Source organism: Streptomyces corallincola (assembly GCF_019104725.1).
GTDB lineage: Bacteria > Actinomycetota > Actinomycetes > Streptomycetales > Streptomycetaceae > Streptomyces > Streptomyces corallincola.
The window spans coordinates 120,817-139,920 of record NZ_JAHRXF010000006.1 but is presented as its reverse complement, the minus strand read 5'-3'; the positions used below and the strand labels follow the sequence as shown (position 1 = coordinate 139,920).

Annotated in this window: 15 protein-coding genes; 9 read left to right on the top strand and 6 right to left on the bottom strand. The window is 74.0% G+C overall.

The genetic code is table 11. The features are described from left to right. Positions 1-107 precede the first annotated feature (107 nt). The 5 genes from KUM39_RS07040 to KUM39_RS07020 all read left to right on the top strand — a co-directional run bounded on the left by KUM39_RS07040 (position 108) and on the right by KUM39_RS07020 (position 4,484). Positions 108-482: an STAS domain-containing protein gene (locus tag KUM39_RS07040; protein WP_217784540.1), complete on the top strand. Its 375-nt coding sequence runs from the start codon at positions 108-110 to the stop codon at positions 480-482. Between the two features lie 79 nt (positions 483-561). After that, positions 562-972: an ATP-binding protein gene (locus KUM39_RS07035; RefSeq protein WP_217784539.1), complete on the top strand. Its 411-nt coding sequence runs from the start codon at positions 562-564 to the stop codon at positions 970-972. Positions 973-1,207: 235 nt separating this feature from the next. Then, on the top strand, positions 1,208-2,155 hold the full coding sequence (locus tag KUM39_RS07030; RefSeq protein WP_217784538.1) for a GNAT family N-acetyltransferase: 948 nt from the start codon (positions 1,208-1,210) through the stop codon (positions 2,153-2,155). A gap of 67 nt (positions 2,156-2,222) precedes the next feature. Then, the gene (locus KUM39_RS07025; RefSeq protein WP_246619724.1) at positions 2,223-2,687 is read left to right on the top strand and encodes a MarR family winged helix-turn-helix transcriptional regulator; all 465 of its coding nucleotides are present in this window, start codon (positions 2,223-2,225) and stop codon (positions 2,685-2,687) included. Positions 2,688-2,750: 63 nt separating this feature from the next. Then, entirely contained in the window at positions 2,751-4,484 is a 1,734-nt protein-coding gene (locus tag KUM39_RS07020) for an MFS transporter (RefSeq protein WP_217784536.1), read from the top strand. Between the two features lie 86 nt (positions 4,485-4,570). Here the strand turns inward: KUM39_RS07020 and KUM39_RS07015 are convergent, their stop codons facing one another. Both KUM39_RS07015 and KUM39_RS07010 read right to left on the bottom strand, forming a co-directional pair. Continuing rightward, entirely contained in the window at positions 4,571-5,539 is a 969-nt protein-coding gene (locus KUM39_RS07015; protein ID WP_217784535.1) for an SCO4651 family lipoprotein, read from the bottom strand. A 106-nt stretch (positions 5,540-5,645) separates the two neighbouring features. After that, entirely contained in the window at positions 5,646-6,059 is a 414-nt protein-coding gene (locus tag KUM39_RS07010; RefSeq protein WP_217784534.1) for a response regulator, read from the bottom strand. A gap of 290 nt (positions 6,060-6,349) precedes the next feature. Between KUM39_RS07010 and KUM39_RS07005 the strand changes: the two genes are divergently transcribed. Next, positions 6,350-8,665: a SpoIIE family protein phosphatase gene (locus KUM39_RS07005; protein ID WP_217784533.1), complete on the top strand. Its 2,316-nt coding sequence runs from the start codon at positions 6,350-6,352 to the stop codon at positions 8,663-8,665. Between the two features lie 66 nt (positions 8,666-8,731). On the opposite strand, the gene manD is transcribed toward KUM39_RS07005, so the two are convergent. The 4 genes from manD to KUM39_RS06985 all read right to left on the bottom strand — a co-directional run bounded on the left by manD (position 8,732) and on the right by KUM39_RS06985 (position 15,520). After that, positions 8,732-9,961, bottom strand: a complete 1,230-nt coding sequence (manD, locus tag KUM39_RS07000) for a D-mannonate dehydratase ManD (protein WP_217784532.1) — start codon at positions 9,959-9,961, stop codon at positions 8,732-8,734. A 204-nt stretch (positions 9,962-10,165) separates the two neighbouring features. Continuing rightward, positions 10,166-12,160 (bottom strand): CASTOR/POLLUX-related putative ion channel, encoded by a 1,995-nt coding sequence (locus KUM39_RS06995; protein ID WP_308288065.1) that lies wholly within the window; start codon positions 12,158-12,160, stop codon positions 10,166-10,168. 247 nt (positions 12,161-12,407) lie between these two features. Further along, entirely contained in the window at positions 12,408-13,232 is an 825-nt protein-coding gene (locus KUM39_RS06990; RefSeq protein WP_217784531.1) for a hypothetical protein, read from the bottom strand. 98 nt (positions 13,233-13,330) lie between these two features. Next, positions 13,331-15,520, bottom strand: coding sequence for an FUSC family protein (locus tag KUM39_RS06985; RefSeq protein ID WP_308288064.1), 2,190 nt, complete (start codon positions 15,518-15,520; stop codon positions 13,331-13,333). 169 nt (positions 15,521-15,689) lie between these two features. On the opposite strand from KUM39_RS06985, the gene KUM39_RS06980 reads away from it, so the two are divergent. The 3 genes from KUM39_RS06980 to rox all read left to right on the top strand — a co-directional run bounded on the left by KUM39_RS06980 (position 15,690) and on the right by rox (position 19,034). Beyond that, complete coding sequence (locus KUM39_RS06980) at positions 15,690-16,313, top strand: class I SAM-dependent methyltransferase (protein WP_217784530.1); 624 nt, start codon at positions 15,690-15,692, stop codon at positions 16,311-16,313. Between the two features lie 185 nt (positions 16,314-16,498). After that, positions 16,499-17,308 carry an SGNH/GDSL hydrolase family protein gene (locus tag KUM39_RS06975; RefSeq protein ID WP_217784529.1) on the top strand — a complete coding sequence of 270 codons (810 nt, stop codon included), beginning with the start codon at positions 16,499-16,501 and terminating at the stop codon, positions 17,306-17,308. A 295-nt stretch (positions 17,309-17,603) separates the two neighbouring features. Then, complete coding sequence (gene rox, locus KUM39_RS06970) at positions 17,604-19,034, top strand: rifampin monooxygenase (RefSeq protein WP_217784528.1); 1,431 nt, start codon at positions 17,604-17,606, stop codon at positions 19,032-19,034. Positions 19,035-19,104 lie beyond the last annotated feature (70 nt).

Here is a 19,104-nt window from a genome sequence, read left to right as displayed (position 1 = left end):
AGCCGGAGCATCCGCCCGGTCACCGCGTCTCCCCGCGCGTACGTACGGAGTACGAGATGACCGGACCCGGCTTCCTCGTACACGTATCGACCTGTGAGAATGCCCTGATGAGCGACGAAGCCGAAGTGACCGTCACCGTGGTGGACGGCGTGCGCATCGTGCGGGTGAGCGGAGATTTCGACCCCGACGAGGCGACGCTGCTGTCCGGGGGGCTGGTCCCCGCGCCCGACGATTCCGTGTCGGGCACCGTAGTGGACCTCGCGCGGGTGAGGTTCGCGGACTCCTCCTTCCTGCACGCGCTGCTCACCGCGCAGGGCGAGCACGACCGTGACGGTCGTCCGCTGGTGCTCGCGCATGTGCCGCCGCTGGTGCTGCGGTTGCTCGATCTCACCGACATCGCGCGCGTGTTCACCCTCGCCGACCATGTCCCGGCCGCGGCCGAGCTGGTCAGGTCCGGGCGCAGCGGCTCGCGCCGCCAGTGAGAGCCGTACGGCGCCGGGCGGGCCGGCCGCGCGGGTGGGGGAAGGGACTTGACGGACCGATGGAGAGTGAAGCAGGCACGTGACGCCCACCGAACCGGCCCCCGAACGGCCCCGGCCGCCCGGCAGCGCCGCCGACGCCCGTGCCCGCGTCCGTGACCTGCTGCACGCGGACGGCGGTCCGGCGCCCTCGCGGGCCGTCACCGACGACATCCTGCTCGTGGTGACCGAGCTGATCACCAACGCGCAGCGGCACGGCGGTGGTCTGACCGCATTCGAGGCGGTGGTCGCCGACGGCGTCATCACGATCACGGTCGCGGACGCGTCGCCGCTGTTCCCGCGCGCGTCCGTCCGGGACGGTTCCCCGGTGCCCGGCGGCTTCGGGTGGCCGCTGGTCCAGCGGCTCAGCTGCAAGGTGTCGGTGCTGCCCGCGCCGGACGGCAAGACGATCCGGGTGGTCATGGGCACGGGCCGGGGCGCGGAACTCCACTGAGGGCGCGGAGCGGTGGGCGCGGGCGCCCGCTGTCGCCGTACACGGAAAAGGAGTTGCCGGTCGCGGGTGTCAACCCGTAGATCTGGGGGCCGACTTCCGGCGGTGTGCCGGGGACCGAGTGGTGAGAGGAGGGGCGGCGGATGTCCAGTACGACCGACACGCCCGTTTCTTCCCGGAGTTGCGTGACGATGCCTCCGTTCCGGACGGGCACACTCGACGGGAGCACGTTTTCACCGTGGAACCGAACGACCTGACCCTGCGGCCGATCACCGGCCGCGACGAACTCACCCTCTTCAACCGCCTGTCCTACGTCCTCGACGACGAACTGGCCGACGACCTCGCCGAGGGCAGGCGGCGTCCGGAGTGGATGTGGGTCGCCCTGCGCGGGGACCGCCCGGTGGCCCGCGTCGCCTGGTGGTGCCGTACCGGCGACACCGCGCCGCACCTGCTGGACATCCTCGACATGGACGACACCCTCCCGGACGCCGAGCGGATCGGGACCGGCACGCTGCTGCTGCGCACCGCGCTGGCGGCCGTCGTCCCGGCGGGCACCCGGCCACCGGAGTACGGCCGCTTCGTCCCGCCCGACTGGCGCGGCACGGAGGCCGCGCGCCGGGTCGTGACGGAGCGGATGGCCGTCGTGGAGCGGCTCGGCGGCAGCCTCTTCGTGGAACGCCTCCGCCAGGAGTGGCGCCCCGGCACACCGGTTCCCGCGCCGACCGGCCGCCTGGCGTTCCGGAACCCGTACGACGACGGGGAGTTGACCGCGCTGATGACCCGCGTGCTGGACGGCACGCTCGACGCGCACAGCGTGCACGACCTGAAGTCGGCGTCCCCCGAGGACGTCGCGTCGGCGCACTTCACCGGCGAACTCGCCCGCTACGCCAGCCCGCGCGACTGGTGGCGCGTCGCCGTCCTCCCCGGCTCCGACCGGCCGGTCGGCTTCGTCGTCCCCGCCCACAACGGCTACAACCCGATCATCGCCTACATCGCCGTCCTCCCCGAACACCGCGGCGAGGGCCACGTCGGCGACCTCCTCGCCGAGGGCACCCGCGTCCTCGCCGCCTCCGGCGCACCCCGCGTCCGCGCCACCACCGACCTCGGCAACACCCCGATGGCGGCGGCGTTCCGGCGGCTGGGTTACGTCAACTTCGAGCGCGAGATCAACATGACCTGGAACTGACGGCCGATGCCCCTTCTCCCCGAGGAGGGGCATTGTTCCGGCCCGCAAGTAGATGCATAATGCAGTTATGCACAGCGGTACGGCCGATGCCGACGACTCCGGGGACCGGCTGATCGTGGCTCTGGAGCGGATGGTCCGGCATGTGCGGGAGAGCGCGCGGTCCGGGGGACTGAGTGTGGCCGCTTCGGCCGTGCTGGGGCGGCTCGGGCGGGAGGGGCCGCTGCGGTTGAGTGAACTGGCGCGGGCGGAGGGGGTGTCGCAGCCGAACATGACGCAGCTCGTCACGCGGATGGAGCGCGCCGGACTCGTGCGCCGGAGCGCGGACGCCGACGACCGGCGCGGCGTGCTCGTGGGCGTCACGCCCGCCGGACGGGACCTGTTCCGTGAGCGCCGGGCCGAACGGGCACTCGCACTGGAGTCGCTCGTACGGGAACTGGGCGAGGCCGAGCAGCGGGCCGTGCGGGTCGCGCTCCCCGCGCTCGCCCGCGTCATCGAGGAGACCCGCGTCATTGAGGAGAACCGGGGCGGCTGAACCGCCCCTGCCACGACCGCTGTCGCAGTCCTGTTCGTCGTCCGAGGGTGGAGAGAGACGCGCATGAACGCACCGCGAACCAAGAGCGCCAGTCCGTTCCGGCAGCCCAGGGCCGTGTGGGCCGTGGCGTTCGCCTGTGTGATCTCGTTCATGGGCATCGGCCTGGTGGACCCGATCCTGCCCGCGCTCGCCTCCAGTCTGCACGCCACACCGAGCCAGGTCTCCCTGCTGTTCAGCAGCTATCTGATCGTGACGGCCGTGGCGATGCTGGTGGTGGGCTGGGTGTCCAGCCGGATCGGCGCCAAGCGGACCCTGGTGACCGGTCTGGGCATCATCGTGGTGTTCGCGGCGCTCGCCGGGTCGAGCGGCTCCATCGGCGGGATCGTCGGCTTCCGCGCGGGCTGGGGACTCGGCAACGCCCTGTTCATCGCCACCTCGCTCGCCGTCATCGTGGCCTCCGCGAGCGGCGGTTTCGGCGGCGCGATCATCCTGTACGAGACCGCGCTGGGCCTCGGCATCGCCGTGGGGCCGCTGCTGGGCGGGGAGTTGGGCGCGATCAGCTGGCGCGGTCCGTTCTTCGGCGTCGCCGCCCTGATGGCCATAGCGCTCGTCGCCACCCTCGCGTTCGTCCCCGCACTGCCCCGGCCCGCGCGCCCCACCTCACCCCTCGCCCCGCTCAGGGCCCTGCGCCACCGGGGCCTGCTGGTCATGGGCATCATGGCGCTGCTCTACAACTGGGGCTTCTTCACCATGCTCGGCTACGCCCCGTACCCGATGGAGCTGGACGCCCATCGGCTGGGCCTGGTCTTCACCGGCTGGGGTCTGCTGGTCGCCGCGTTCAGCGTGTTCTTCGCGCCGCGTCTCCAGGCCCGGTTCGGCACGGCACCGGTGCTGTACGCCAACCTCGCCGCGCTCGGCGTCGTCATGGCGGTCATCGCGGCCGGGGTGGGCACGCCCGCGGTGGTGATCGTGGCGGTGATCCTTTCCGGTGCGTGCATCGGGATCAACAACACCCTGACCACGCAGGCCGTTATGCTCGTCTCCCCCGTCGAGCGCCCGGTCGCCTCCTCCGCGTACGGCTTCCTGCGCTTCATCGGCGGGGGTCTCGCCCCGTACGTCGCGGGGAGGCTGGCCGACGCGACCGATCTGAGCGTGCCCTTCTACCTCGGTGCCGGTACGTTCCTGCTGGCCATTCCCGTGCTGGCGAGCGGGCACGGGCTGCTGCGCCGCGCGGAGGAGCGCGAGGCGGAGCCGGAGACCGTGCAAGCACCGGCGCCCGCGCCTTCGTTCACTTCCGTACGCGCCCTCGCACCGGCCGGTGCGCCGCCCGTCGTCGTGGCCGTCGGCTCCGACGAGGGGGCCGGGGCCGTGGTGGACGCGGCGGCGCGGCTCGCGCGGGCCACGGGCAGCCCGCTGGAGGTCGTGCATGTGCGGCGGACGGCCGTGGTGGAGGGGCAGGCGGCGGAGACCGAGACGGACGAGGGCGCGCGGGCGGCCGTCACCGCCCACCTCGACCGGCTCACCGCGCGGGGCGTCGTGGCGGCCGGGCAGATCCTCACCAGCGTCGGCGACCACGCCGCCGCCGGGCGGGCACTGGCCCGGCACGCGGCGGACGCCCAGGCCCGCGCCGTGGCGATCGGGCGTTCGCCGCGCGGGCCGCTGGCGCAGTTCGCGGACGGCAGCTTCACCGCCGCCCTTGTCCACGGCGCGGACCGCACGGTCGTCCTCGTCGATCCGGACGCGGCGCCCCGCACGTTGACGGAGGCGAACCTCGCCGAACTGCGGGACAGCGCCTGACCGGTGGACGGCGGACCGTGTGGGCGGCGGGAGCCCGTTCCCTGGAAGGGAAGCGGGCTCCCGCCGCGTGCGCAGGGGGTGACGCGTCAGCCGGTGCCGCCGCCGTTCTTCAGCATGCGGTCCGTGACGTCCGCCGTGTCGGCGGCGGGCGGTGCGGACACGGCCGCCTCGGTGCCGAAGTCCGACAGCCGGAGCACGGTGGTGCTGGTCATGGTGGTGTCGTCGTGACCCGGCACGCGCCCCTTGAGGGGGTGCAGGGCGAGCCGCACGCTCTCCTGGCGCATCCGGCCCTCGGCGTCGAGCCAGAGGTCCACCGGTATCGTGGACGCGCCCACTCGGCGGGCGAGTTCACGGGCCGGGCCGGTCGCGCCGCGGGTGAGCGCGGAGACGGGGACCGACACCCGGTAGCGGGTGGTGGGTTCGCCGTCGAGGCGCTCGGTGCCCGTGCGGGTGACGTTCCGGCCGTCGAGTCCCTTGAGGTACCGGACGGGTGCCGCCGGGTCGGTCACCTGCGCGAGTCCGTCCGCCCGGCCCGTGAGGCGGGCGAGGTCGATGCGGAGCCAGGTCCTGCCGCCGGGCACCGCCTGCCGTCCGGCCCCGGCGGGCGGTTTCTTGTAGAGGACACCGTCGAGGACACGCTGTTCGACGGACGCGCCCTGCGAGGTGAGGGTGATCCGGCTGGCCCCGGAGGCGAGGTCGGCGACCCCGTCCCCGTGCGCGGTGAGCGCCTGGCCCTCGGCCCGCACCCGCGTGCTGAGGGTCATCCGCGCCGAACCGGCGGCGACCGTCGCCCGGTAGGCGTCGCGGACGGCCCGGACGGACGAGGTGCCCGCGCCGTCACTCGCGCCGCCCCCGTCCGACGGGGCTCCGGCGGACGGGGAGTCCGGCGCACCGGTGCCCGGCGAGGGCGTGCCCGAGGACGGGGCGCCGCTCGACGCCGTGCCCCCGCGCTTCCCGTCGCCGTCCGCCGCCGTCCCGTTCCGGTCCGCGCAGCCGCTCAGCGAAGCGGTGAGGACGAGCAGGGCCACGGCACTTGCGAGCCGCGTCTTCGACACGATGGGGCCTCCTCCGGCCGGGTCCGCCGCGGTGGCGCGGGGTCGCGCACCGGTCCGGTGCCGGTTTCCCCGTACCCCCGTGCTCACGCCCGGCCGCCGTGCTCGCTCACGCATGCTCCACGACCGGGTCCGTACCCGGCGCGACGGCCGACTCCCCCAGCGCGCGCCCCAGTTCGGCGAGCAGCCGGGGTCCGTCGAACGGCCTGACCAGCGCGCCGGTGGCGCCCGCCCGGTGCGCCTCGCGCTGCCTCGCGGGCTCCGGTTCGGGGGTCAGGACGATCACCGGTGCGGCGGCGTAGCGTTCGTCCTTGCGCACCTCGTGGACGAGGGCGAGACCGTCCGCCTCGGACAGTTCGATGTCCGTGACGACGGCGTCGTAGGTGACCGCCGCCGCGAGCAGGTCGAGCGCGGCCTCGCCGTCGGCCGCCTCGGTCACGTCGAAGCCGTGGTGCCGGAGGAGGTCCGCGACGGGGTGCCTCACCATGTCGGACGCTTCCACCAGCAGGATCTTGTTCGTCACCTGGTCCTCCCTGTGGGGTTGGCTCCCCGGCGGTCCGGGGTGCCTCGGGGCTCTCCCCCAGCGACTGCCCGCGACGGCGCCCGGATCACCGGTCGGACCGGCCCGGTTCGCCGCGCATCCGGTCGCGGCACATGACAGACGGAGCCACGATGGCGCGATTCGGTCGTCGGGGAGCAGCGCGGTGACACGTTCGGCCGTTGCGGGTCACTTGGCGACAAGCCCGGGCGAGGACGGCCGGTGTGCGCTGGGATGACCGCCTCATGGTGAGAGCCGCGGATCGGGGTGGGGGCATGAACGATGTGGCGGAGGCAGTGCCGTCCGGGACGGCCGGTGCGCCGGAGCGCCGTCCGCGTCGCCGGGGGCGGTCCGGCGCGGCGTCCGCGACCGGCGCGCACGCCGAGGAGGAACGATTCAGGGGGCTGCTGGAGGCCGCGCCGGACGCGATGGTCATCGTGGACGACACGGGCGTCATCCGCCTGGTCAACGCGCAGACGGAGGCCCTGTTCGGCTACCGGCGCGACGAACTCCTCGGCCGTCCCGTCGAACTTCTGGTCCCCGCGCGGTTCCACGCGCACCACACCCGGCACCGGGACGGCTACGCCCACAATCAGCAGGTCCGCCCGATGGGCGCCGGACTCGACCTGTACGGGCTGCGCAAGGACGGCACCGAGTTCCCGGTCGAGATCAGTCTGAGCCCGCTGGAGACCCCGGACGGACTGCTGGTCTCGGCCGCCGTCCGCGACGTGAGCGAGCGCCGGGCCGCCGAGAAGCGGTTCCGGGGGCTGCTGGAGGCGGCACCGGACGCGATGGTCATCGTGGACGGCGGCGGTGTCATCCGGCTCGTGAACGCCCAGGCGGAGGCGCTGTTCGGGTACCGGCGCGAGGAACTGCTCGGCCACCCGGTGGAGATACTCGTCCCCGGCCGTTTCCGCGCCCACCACAGCGGCCACCGGACCGGCTACGCGCACAACGAGCCGCGGCCGATGGGCGCCCTGGATCTGCACGGGCTGCGCAAGGACGGCACCGAGTTCCCGGCGGAGATCAGTCTGAGCCCGCTGGAGACCGCCGAGGGGCTGCTGGTCTCGGCCGCCGTCCGGGACGTCAGCGAGCGCAAGGCGGCCGAGGCCCGCATCAACCAGCTGGCCGCGCTGGTGGAGTCGTCCCAGGACGCGATCCTCGCCACGACCCTCGACGGCGGCATCACGTACTGGAACGCCGCCGCGCAGCGGCTGTACGGCTACTCCCAGGCGGAGGCGGTCGGCCGGAACGTGTCGATGCTGGCGCCGCCCGAACGGGTCCCGGAGATCGGGCAGTTGCTGGACCGGCTGGGCCGGGACGAGAGGGTGGAGCACTTCGAGGCGCTGCGTATGACCCGTACCGGCAGTCTGCTGGACGTGGACGTGACCCTGTGGCCGACCCGCGACCCGGACGGCGCGGTGACCGGGGCGTGCGCCATCGTCCGGGATGTCGGGGACCGCAAGCGGGCGGAGGCGGAACTCACCGAACTGTACGAGCAGCAGCGGCACATCGCGCTCACGCTGCAACGCAGTCTGATGGGCACCCCGCCGGACATCCCGCATCTGGCGACGGCGAGCCGGTACCTGCCCGCCACGCAGGGCGCGGGCGTGGGCGGCGACTGGTTCGACCTGATCCCGCTGGGCGCGGGCCGGGTGGGAGTGCTGATCGGTGATGTGATGGGGCGCGGTCTCGAAGCGGCCGCAGTGATGGGGCAGTTGAGGTCGGCGGCGCACGCGCTTGCCAAGACGGGGATGCAGCCGCGTCAGCTCATGCAGGCCCTGGACAGTGTGGTGGCCGACCTGGATGTGCCGGACCAGTTGGTGACCTGCTGCTATCTGGTGATCGCGGCGGACTCGGGTGACGTGGTGGTGTGCTCGGCCGGGCATCTGCCGGTGCTGGTGGCGGTGCCCGGTGAGGGGACCAGCACGCTGGAGGCACCGGTGAACGCGCCGCTCGGGGTGGGCGGGGTGATCTACGAGCACCGGACGGCGACCCTGGCGCGGGGCGCCACCCTGGTCCTCTACACGGACGGCCTGATCGAGACTCCGGGGACCGACATCGAGGACCAGCTCACGCTGTTGAGCGGGCTGTTGGACAAGCTCGCGGGGATGGATCTCGATCTGGAGGCGGCGGCCGACCACGTGCTGACCACGCTGCTGCCCGACCAGAGCGGCCACGACGACGTCACGCTGCTGTTCGCACAGCTCCCGGCCGCGCCGCTGGCCAAGGCGGTGGCCGAACTCGCCCCGGACCCACGGTCGGTGCGGGAGGCGCGCGAGTTCCTGACCCGGACCCTGACCGCCTGGGACGCGACCTCCCGCGCGGACGACGCCCGCCTGCTGCTGTCGGAGATCCTCACCAACGCCGTGCTGCACGCCGGGGGCCCGATCCGGCTGGACATGTGCCGGACGGACACCGAGCTGACCATCGAAGTCAGCGACACCAGCCCGCAGTTGCCCCGGCCCCGGCGCGCGGCCGAGGACGAGGAGTCGGGCCGGGGGCTGCTGCTGGTGCGGGCCGTGGCGGACGACTGGGGCATCCGGCCGACGGACGAGGGCAAGACCACGTGGTTCAGCCTCCGCCAGTGAACCGTCAACAGGCTTGTTTCCGGACGGTGTTGCGGAGGATATTCCATCAGGCGTCGCGGCGGGCGTTCACCAGTCGTGGACCGTCCCGTCCCGCAGTCTGCTGACCGGGAGGTACGCCGGTTCGTACGGGAAGCCCCGCGCGGCCGTGTCGTCCAGTTCGACGCCGAGGCCGGGGGTGTCGGACGGGTGCAGCAGGCCGTCCTCGAACCGGAAGGACGTGCGGAACACCTCCAGGGTGGCGGGGGTGTGCGGCATGTACTCCTGGATGCCGAAGTTGTGCACGGCCAGGTCGAGATGGAGGGCCGCCGCCATGCCGACCGGGGAGATGTCGGTGGGGCCGTGCAGCCCCGAGCGGATGCCGTACACGGCCGCGAGGTCGAGGAGTTTGCGCATCGCGGTGACTCCCCCGGCGTGGGTGACGGAGGAGCGGACGTAATCGATCAGCCGCTCGCCGAGCAACGTGGTGTAGTCGTGGACCGAGTTGAACACCTCGCCGATGGCGAGCGGGGTCGTCGTGTGCTGCCGGATGAGGCGCAGCGCCGCCTGGTCCTCGGCCGGGGTGGCGTCCTCCAGCCAGAACAGGTCGTACGGTTCCAGGGACTTGCCGAGGCGGGCGGCCTGAATCGGGGTCATGCGGTGGTGGCCGTCGTGCAGCAGCGGCAGTTCGGGCCCGAACTCGGCACGGACGGCCTCGAAGACGGTGGGCAGATGGCGGAGGTAGGCGGGCGTGTCCCAGGTCTCCACCACCGGGAGGGGGCGGCGCCGCGCGGGTTCGTGGTCGTACCGGCCGCCGTCGCCCGCGTCGGAGGCGGCGACCCCGTAGACGGTGCCGAGGCCGGGGACGCCGGTCTGGACGCGGATGGCGCGGAACCCCTGGTCGAGGTGGGCGCGGACGGAGTCGAGGAGTTCGGGCACGTCGCGGCCCGAGGCGTGGCCGTAGGCGAGGGCACCGGTGCGGGAGGCACCGCCGAGCAGTTGGTAGAGGGGCATGCCCGCGCACTTGGCCTTGATGTCCCACAGGGCGGTGTCCACGGCGGCGACGGCGGCCATCGTGACGGGGCCGCGCCGCCAGTACGCGCCCCGGTAGAGGTACTGCCAGGTGTCCTCGATGCGGGAGGCGTCCCGGCCGAGGAGCAGCGGGACGACGTGGTCCTCCAGATAGGAACGCACGGCCATTTCACGGCCGTTGAGGGTGGCGTCACCGAGTCCGGTGACACCGTCGTCGGTGGTGATGCGCAGGGTGACGAAGTTCCGTCCGGGGCTGGTGACGACGACTTCGGCGGAGTGGATTCTCATGGTCGCCTTCCTCTGCGAAGCGTGGGGGTGGGCGAGGCTCAAGTGCGGCCACCGGGCGAGGGGTTGGCGCGCCTTCGGGCCACTCATGGCGGCGATGCTAGATCAGCGGCCGTCCGGGCAGCCGTGCGACCACACCGCCCGGCGCACGCCGACCGCCCTCGTGGGCGTGGCTCCGCGTGTTCCGGGCGGGGGCGCCGCGGGCCGTCACGGCGCTGCGGCGGCCGAGGAGCCGTCGCCCCACTGTTCCCGCCGTACCGCGGACTCCTGCCGTGCGGCGGGAGGGCCGGGCGCCGGGCCGCCGTGCGGTGCCGGGGCGGCGGCGAGTACGAGGATCTCGTCGCCCTCGCCCCACACCCGCCGGTCGGTCTTGCGCGGGCAGAGCCGGATGCCCTCGTCGCGGCGGACGGCCCGGACTCCGTGGGCGCGGTAGCCGATGGCGCACTCCCCGCGCGCGAGCGCCGCCGCGGCGACCGTGGCGAACGAGGTGAGGCTGCCGGGCCGGACGTACTGACCGGCGGGCCGCAGGTCCAGCGCGCCGCCCCGCGCGCCGAAGACCGCCTCGAACACCGGTGCCAGCGCGGGCGTGTGGGAGAGCTGGGCCATGAGCAGCGCGGTCAGTTCCCCGCGTACGACGGCGTCGGCGGCCGGTCCGAGCGGGGCCAGCGGGCGGCTGCGCCGGTCGGACAGTTCGGCCACCACGGGCAGCGCCCGCCCGGCCGCCTCCTCCCGCGCGCGCAGCGCCAGCAGGACGGCGAGGGTGCGGTCGTCGGGCCGTTCGGCACCGGGTCCGGGTTCGGGGCCGAGGACGATGACGCTGTCGTAGGTGAAGGGGTCGCACGCGTCCAGGGTCGCGGGATGCAGCAAGTCCCCCGGGTGGAAGGCCGGTCGGCAGGCGGCCGTGTCGGGGGGCGGGCCCGGCTGGGAGGGTACGAGTCCGCCCTCGGCCCCCGTGACGACGTCCAGGACGGAACCGGGCGGCGCGCTGCCGCGCAGGCCGTCCACGAGGAGCGGGGCGCGGCGGTTCCAGCCCAGCAGCAGGACCCGCAGGGGTGTCTCCGGGACGGCGACCGGAACGGCCACGCAGGTGGGATCGACGTGCTCACGGAAGTCGGCGGGCGGTTCGGCGGTGTCGTCGTGGGCGACGACGAGGAGCCGGTCGCCCGTCCCGACCGGAGTGTCCGGTGCGGGCGTCAGCAAAAACGTGCCGTCGGCGCGCAGGACACCGGCCACGCAGGACGCGTCGTACCGGAGGGCCAGGTCACCGAAGTCGGCGCCGTCGGGCGCGGGGGCGTCGATGAGATGGAACTCGGCCCCGGCGAAGTCGAGGAGGTCGCGCAGCGCGGCGGGCAGACCGGGACGCCGGGCGGCCTGGAGCAGCAGCCGTGCGGTGGTCGCCTCGGTCTCCAGGACGGTGCCGTGCGCTCCGGCGGCGAGCCGCGCGGTGGGCAGCAGCCGCTCGTCCCGCACGGCGGCCACGACCGGCGGTCCCGCGTCCGCGCCGAGCACCGCGCGCAGGGCCAGCAGGGTGCGTACGACGTGGAGGTCGGCGTCGGCGCCGTCCGCCGGGAGGACCACGACGGAGCGGGCGGCGGCCGGGGTGAGCAGCTTCAGCGCCTCCGGGTCGGCGGGTGCCCCGCTGCGGCAGACCAGCCGGGCCCGCGCTCCGGGCCCGAGTGCGGCGACGAGCCGGGACTCGGTGTCCTCGGAATCCCGGTCGGCCAGCACCGCGACGACCCCGCGCTCCCGTGCGGCGAGCAGTTCGCCGACCACCGTGCAGACCTGCTCGGACCAGCCGAGGACGACGGCGTGGCCGCGTTCCAGCACGGTGGAGCGGCCCCGGCGCAGATCCGAGAGGCGGTCCCCGAGGCCGGTGGTGATGACGCCGACCAGGGTGGACACGCACAGCAGCGCGATCAGCCCGAGCAGCGCCGAGAGCAGCATCCGCAGCGGGGCCCCGCCGACCGCGCCGAGGCGCAGGGTCTCGGCGCTGGTCCGCCACACGGCGAGCAGTCGGCCCCCCAGCGAGTGCGGTGCGTGCGGGTCGGTCCACACCAGCAGCGCGCTGACCGGTACGACCACGCCCAGACAGCACACCGAGAGCCAGCCGAGCAGTTTCGCCGTGCTGCGGGCCAGTGTCCGGTCGAACAGGTAACGCGCCCGGTCCCGTAACAACACCGGTCGCTGTCGCCGCTCTGCCACATCCGCCCCCTAAGGGTCCGTCCGACGCTCTCGGGGTCGAAGGGTGCAGCCCCGCCGACCGCGACACGCCGTATGAGCGGCGGGTTCATCCTTTAGGCGACACCACGGGCCGGGGGGAACGGCACCACGGCCCGCGTGGACGACGTCAAGGGCCGGGCGGACGGGACCACGGGCCGAGGCCCGGCCGCGCGACGGGACGGGGCGGGGCGGGGCGCCGTGGATCGGGGCGGCTCCCCGCGGCCGGGGGTCAGCAGGTGGCCAGCGGCACGGAGATCACCTGATTCACCGCGCGGCCAACGGTCGCGTCCACGTGGCTCGTGATCCCGTAGCACTGCTCGACGGGCGTGCCGCCCGGATCGGTCCGGACGAGCACCGTGACGACGACCGTGTCGGGGGATCGGCGCACGGTCCGCAGGAGGTTGGGGAGGTGCCCCCTCGTGGAACCGACCGCGCGGGCCAGTTCGGTCCGGGTCAGGTCCGCCAGGGGCACTCCCTCGATGCGGGAGCGGATGAGGGTCACGTCGTAAGCGATGTCCGTGCCCGACGAGCACAGACGATCGTGCCGTTCGGCCGACCGCACGGCCCACACCGTGCCCCCGGGGCGCTGGAAGACCAGGGTGAAGCAGCGTTCCACCTGGTTGTAGCCGTCCCCGTTGAGGGAGAACGACTCGCTGGTGTAGTCAGCGGTCCAGGAGGCGACGGCGGTGTAGGTGCGGCGGGCCGGGTCGTAGGTGACGAGCGGTGCCTCGGTGTGCCGGGCTATGACGGCGATCACCGCGTCGGGCGCGGTGGGGCGGGCGGAGTTCAGCGCGCGGGTGGCGCGGTCCGACGCCTCGTGTGCCTGTACGGCCACGGATCGCGTGGCCGCCCGCTCCCGCTCGGCGGTGACGTGGTCGGAGTGCCAGACCTCGAACCAGAACCAGGTGAGCAGCGCGACCGGGATCATCAGCAGGGCCAGACAGCAGTTGGAGACGGTCCGGGCGAACGGCCCCGGCACCGGGGTCTCCTGGCCGGGAGCGGCCGGAGTGCCGTCGCGCGGGGGGATGCTGTTCGCGGCCGGTGGTCTGCGCATGGCCTGAGCGTAGAAGTGTGCTCCGTGTCTCCGGGTGGCGGTCGGGTTGCCGATCGGACACCATCGCGTCACGCCAAGTGGCCGTATGAGAAAGGGCGTTACGGATCGGGCGGGAGTTCTGCCGTCGAGCCGTCACGTGCGATGCGGGACAGGTCCGTCATCAGGGACTCCAGCCAGGACACGGTGGCGTAGTAGCGGCGGGGTGCGCCGGGTGGTTCCGTGCTGAAGGCGGCGTGGTCGGGGGTGAGGTGCGGTACCGGGGCGGTGGGGGTGTCGCCGCCGGGGTCGAGGGCCGCCGAGACCAGGAGCATGCGTCCGGCGACACGGTCGCCCAGGGCGCCGAGGGTGGTGGCCACCTCGGGGCGGAGCGGGCCGGGCGGCGGGTCCAGCAGGCGCTCCGACCCCCACAGGGTGTGGTGGCCCGCCATCAGGGTCGCCTGCCAGTCCACCCCGCGTGGTGCGGTGCCGTGGGCGCGGGGTCCGTAGGGGGCGGGTTCGCTCTGGTACTGCGCGTACGCGGACTCCGCGAGGATGACGGCCCGGCGCAGCGAGCGGTGCCCGGCCTCGCCCGGTGACGCACCCGCCGTACCGCCGCCCGTCACCGAGGCACTGGTCGCCACCACGATCTCGGCGGCGCCGCGCAGCAACTGGGCTGCGGCGAAACGGAGTTCGTTATGGGCGCCGCGTGGCCAGGCGACCAGTCCGAACACCATGCCGATCGCGCTGCCGACCAGCACGTCCAGCAGCCGGAACTCCGCCAACTGCCAGGTGGAGGGTTCCAGTTGAGCGAAGACGAGGGCGACGACCACAGTGAACATGCCCTGGGCCCAGCCGACGCCCTTCACCGGTCCGACCGTGAACGCGATCAGCATCCACAGGGGCAGGAAGGCCGCGTACACGGGCGAGTCGGTGCCGGCCACGACCAACAGTCCGGCGGTCGCCAGCGCGCCGACGACCGTTCCCGCGAGGGCCCGGCGGACGGTGCTGCGGGTCTCCTCGGTGGTGGTCCGGGTGAGGGTCAGGGTCGCCAGCATGGCCCAGAAGCCGTGCGGCAGGGTGTCCACCCCGGCGACCAGCCGGGCGGCCGTGAGGGCGAGCGCGATGCGCACCGCGTTCTGGAAGCACACCGACCGGCGTCCGGCGTGCCCCTCCAGCCGGTGCCACCACAGCAGCGGCGCGGACGTGGTGGCGTACCAGAAGCGGCCCGGCGCAACCCGTACCGAGGCGTGGCGGCCGTGTACGGCGAGGTCGGCGGCGGTGCTCATGGCGAGCGCCGCGTCCGCGATCTCCAGGGCGGCGGCCTGGCGGCGCAGCACGGCGGGGGTGACGGGGTGCGCGTCGAAGGCGCTTTCCGGAGCGGCGGCCGTCCGCGCGTCCGCCACCGGTGCCCCAACCAGCCGCTGCCGGGCCGCGCTCAGCTCCTCGTACTCCGCGCCCGGTGACGGTCCCCCGCGCAGGCAGGCGGCGGTGGCCGTGGCGAGACCGGCGACGGCGCGGACGACGGCGGTGGGCTCGGGCCCGGCTCCGGCGCAGGGCGGGGCGGGCGGCTGGGCGAGGCGGCTCAACAGCGTGCGGGTGGCCAGTCCGACGTGGGTGAGCGCGCGGTCCCGCACGCCGGGCCCGGCCGGACGCTCCGCCTCCGGCACCGTCAGCGGGCGCAGGGCGTGCCCGGCCTCGGCGGCGGTCCGCACCTCCGCCGGGGTCAGCGCGTACGGCGGCCGGGTCAGCCGCGCCGCGCAGTCGGCGGCGACACCCGCGGCGTGCGCGACGCGCTCCCGGTACGGCGGGGCGCCCGGCGCGGGCAGGACCAGTACCTCGGCGGCGGCGAACAGGAGCAGTCCGGCGGTCGTGCCGAGGAGGCGTTCCGGGAGCGAGGCGGGGTCGTAGGGCGGGAACGACGGGAGGATGTAGAGGAGTTGGAGGCCGGGTGCCGCGCCCGCCTCACGTGGGCCGCCGACCGCCGAGAAGGCGAGCGCGAACCCGATCACGAGCATGCCGGCGACGGCGCTCCAGGTGCGCACCGAGAGGTAGGTGCCGAGGACGACCAGCAGCAGGCAGACCGGGAGCAGACAGAGCCCGGTCGTCGCCCGTTGCCGTCCGGAGCCGGGGATCTTGGAGAGGCCGCCGACCGCTACGGCGGCGAACAGCCCGTAGGTGGCGGCGACGGGCATGCCGAGCGCGTAGCGGAAGACGTAGAAGCAGGTGACGGCGGCGAGGGTGACCCGCACCGCCTGTCGGCCCGGTGCGGTGTAGGCCGCCGGGATCGCCCCCTTGAAGACTCCGCGCACCCCTACAGGATCACGCAGGGGCCCTCCCCCGGCACCTCACGGACGTCGGGGGCCGTGTCGGGGGTGCGGCGCGGCCGGTTTTGCGGTTTCGGCAACGGATGTTGTCGTGGGGACGGGGGTGCGGGGAGATTCGGTCTCCCCGTCGGATCTCGGAAGGTGAGGCCAGCCCGTGGACGCACAGCGGTGGGACGAGCGGTACCGCGCCCAGGACCGTCTTTTCAGCGGCGGCGCCAATGGTGTCCTGGTCGCGGAGGTGTCGGCGCTGCCGCCGGGCCGCGCGCTGGACGTGGGCTGCGGGGAGGGCGGTGACGCGGTGTGGCTGGCCCGGCGGGGCTGGCATGTCACCGGCATCGACGTCTCCCCCACCGCGCTGCTGCGGGCGGCGCGGGCGGCCGGTCCGGACCTCGCGGGCCGCGTGGAGTGGAGGGAGGCCGACGTGACCAGGACGGCGCCCCCGGCCGGGGCGTACGACCTGGTGTCCGTGCACTACTTTCCGCTCCCCCGCACCCCGGACCACGCCGCGCTGCGCGGCCTGCTGTCCGCCGTCGCGCCCGGTGGCTGCCTCCTCTTCGTGGGCCACGACCTGGCGGACCTGACCCCGGAGGTCGTGCGCGAGTTCGACCCCGGCGCCCTCTACGGGCCCGCCGAGGTCGCCGGGCTCCTCGGCCCCGGGTGGACCGTCCAGGTGGACGAGACACGCCCGCGCGCCGCGCCCGCAGCTGCCCCGGCTCCGGCTCCGGGGAGCCCTCACCACCGGCACGACACGGTGCTGCGGGCGCGGCGCGAGCCCTGACCCGCGGGGGAACACCCCGCTGCGCCGTTCGAGTGACCGCCCATCGGGTGATGTTCCGCCGTTCGAGCTACGTCCCGACAGCGGTCCGGCGCCCCCTACGGGCGCCGCTCGCGGGCCGTGCCCCGCTGTCAACAGGAACCGGGACGCGAGGGGCGGACGTGTACCGGCCGCGATAGACGGGAGCCATGAGACAGTCCCGAACCGCGTACGCCGTGACCTCGCTGCTACTGGCCGTCGCGTTCACCGTGGCGGGCCCGCTGGTGGGCGAGGCGGCGCCCGGACCGGCGGCCTCCGGTTATGTCGCGCTCGGCGACTCGTACTCCTCCGGGGTGGGCGCGGGCGACTACCTGGCCTCGTCGGGCGACTGCCGACGCAGCAGCCGGGCGTATCCCGCGCTGTGGGCCGCCGCTCACGCTCCCTCGTCGTTCACGTTCGTGGCGTGCAACGGGGCCCGGACGACGGACGTGCTGGAGAGCCAGCTCGGGGCGCTCGGACCGCGTACCGGGCTGGTCAGTGTCACGGCGGGCGGCAGTGACTCGGGCTTCTCCGGTGTGATGATCACGTGCGTGGTGGCGGGGCAGCGGGCGTGCCTGAGCGCGGTGGACAAGGCGCTGGCCCATGTGGACGGTGTCCTGCCCGGCGATCTGGACCGCCTCTACGCGGCGATCGACGCGCGGGCCCCGGCGGCACGCGTCGTCGTCCTCGGCTATCCGCACTTCTACCAGTTGCCGGGGGCCTGTTCCTCAGGTCTCCAGACCCCCGCGCGGTCCGCGATCAACGTGGCCGTGGACCGCCTCAACCTCGTGATCGCCAAGCGCGCCGCCGACCACGGTTTCACCTTCGTGGACGTGCGCGACTCCTTCGCCGGGCACGAGATCTGCTCGTCCACGCCGTGGCTGCGCAGCGTGGACGTGCTGCACCCGACGGAGTCGTACCACCCGACGGCGCCGGGTCAGTCCTTCGGCTACCTGCCGCGGTTCAGCGCGGCGATCTGAGGCGGAGCGGTCGGAGGACGTGGGGCAGGCTGCGGAAAAGCCGCGTGCCGCGCGGGATTTCACGCGCGGGGAGGTCCGCCGAGGAGCCGGGGAAGCGGGGCTCAGGAGGCGTACTCACTCCTTGCCACTCTCAACGTATAGCGCACGGGGGGCCTTGCGGCAAGGCCCCCCGGCTCCCGCACAATGAGCGGCCGTTGCCCGTACCTGCGGAAATACGAGGTTCGCGGGGTACGTCCGGCCCGGTGCCGTGACGGGCGGCGGGGTCGGGTCTCGTTCTTCTGGATGGTGGTTCGGTTTGTTTGACGTGATCGTGGTCGGGGGCGGCCCGGCCGGGCTGATGCTCGCCGGTGAACTGCGGCTGCACGGTGTGCGGACGGTCGTGCTGGAGCGGCTGACGGAGCCGAGCGAGTGGTCGCGGGCGCAGGGGCTGCACGCGCGCAGTGTCGAAGTGATGGATCAGCGGGGCCTGTTGGAGCGGTTCCTCGCGGAGGGCAGGAAGTTCTCGGTGGGCGGTTTGTTCGCCGGGATCGTGACGCCCTGGCCGGAGCGGGCCGACACCGCGCACCCCTACGGGCTGGCCATCCCGCAGGCCGACACCGAACGGCTGCTGGCCGCGTGGGCGACGGAGTCGGGGGCCGAGATCCGGCGCGGGTGCGAGCTGGTCGGGCTGGAGCAGGACGCGGCGGGGGTGACGGCGGAGCTGGGCGACGGTTCGCGGCTGCGCGCCCGCTATCTGGTCGGCTGCGACGGCGGGCGCAGTACGGTGCGACGGCTGCTCGGGGTGGACTTCCCCGGCGAGCCGAGCCGGGTGGAGACGCTGATCGGGGAGATGCGGGTCGGGGCGGACCCGGAGCGGATGGCGGCTGTCGTGGCCGAGGTCCGCAAGACCCATCTGCGGTTCGGTTTCATGCCGTTGGGGGACGGTGTGTTCCGCGCGATCGTGCCCGCCGAGGGGGTCGCCCCGGACCGTGCGGAGCCGACGTTCGAGGAGTTCAAGGAGCGGCTGCGGGCCGTCGCGGGCACGGACTTCGAGGTCAGTGAGCCGCGTCGGCTGGCGCGGTTCGGTGACGCGACACGGCTGGCGGAGCGGTACCGGGTGGGCCGGGTGCTGCTGGCGGGTGACGCCGCGCACATCCATCCACCGGCGGGTGGGCAGGGGCTCAACCTGGGGGTGCAGGACGCGTTCAACCTGGGCTGGAAGCTGGCCGCCGAGGTCGCCGGTTGGGCGCCGGAGGGCCTGCTGGACTCGTACCACGCCGAACGGCACCCCGTCGCGGCGCGTGTCCTGGACACCACGCGGGCCGCGATGTCCCTCATGGTCCCCGATCCCGGCGCCAGGGCGGTGCACCGGCTGATGACCGAGCTGATGGACCTGCCCGAGGTGAACCGTCACATCACGGAGATGATCATCGGGGTGGACATCCGCTACGACGTCGGGGACGGCCCCGAGCCGCTCGGTCGGCGGCTGCGCGACCTCCCGTTGAAGCAGGGGCGGCTCTACGAGCACCTGCACACCGGGCGCGGTCTCCTTCTCGACCGCACCGGCGGCGCGCTCTCGGTCTCCGGCTGGGCGGACCGGGTGGACCGGGTGGAGGACACCGGCGAGGAACTCGGCTTCCCTGCCGCGCTGCTGCGTCCCGACGGGCACGTGGTCTGGGTCGGGGACGAACAGGGCGAGCTGGACGCGCGGTTGTCGCGGTGGTTCGGTGCGGCGGTGAGCGCCTGAGCGAGTCGCCGGGCGGGCATCCGTCGCCCGGCGGGCCGGGTCCGGGGCGGGGTCGTGCAGACCTCGCCCC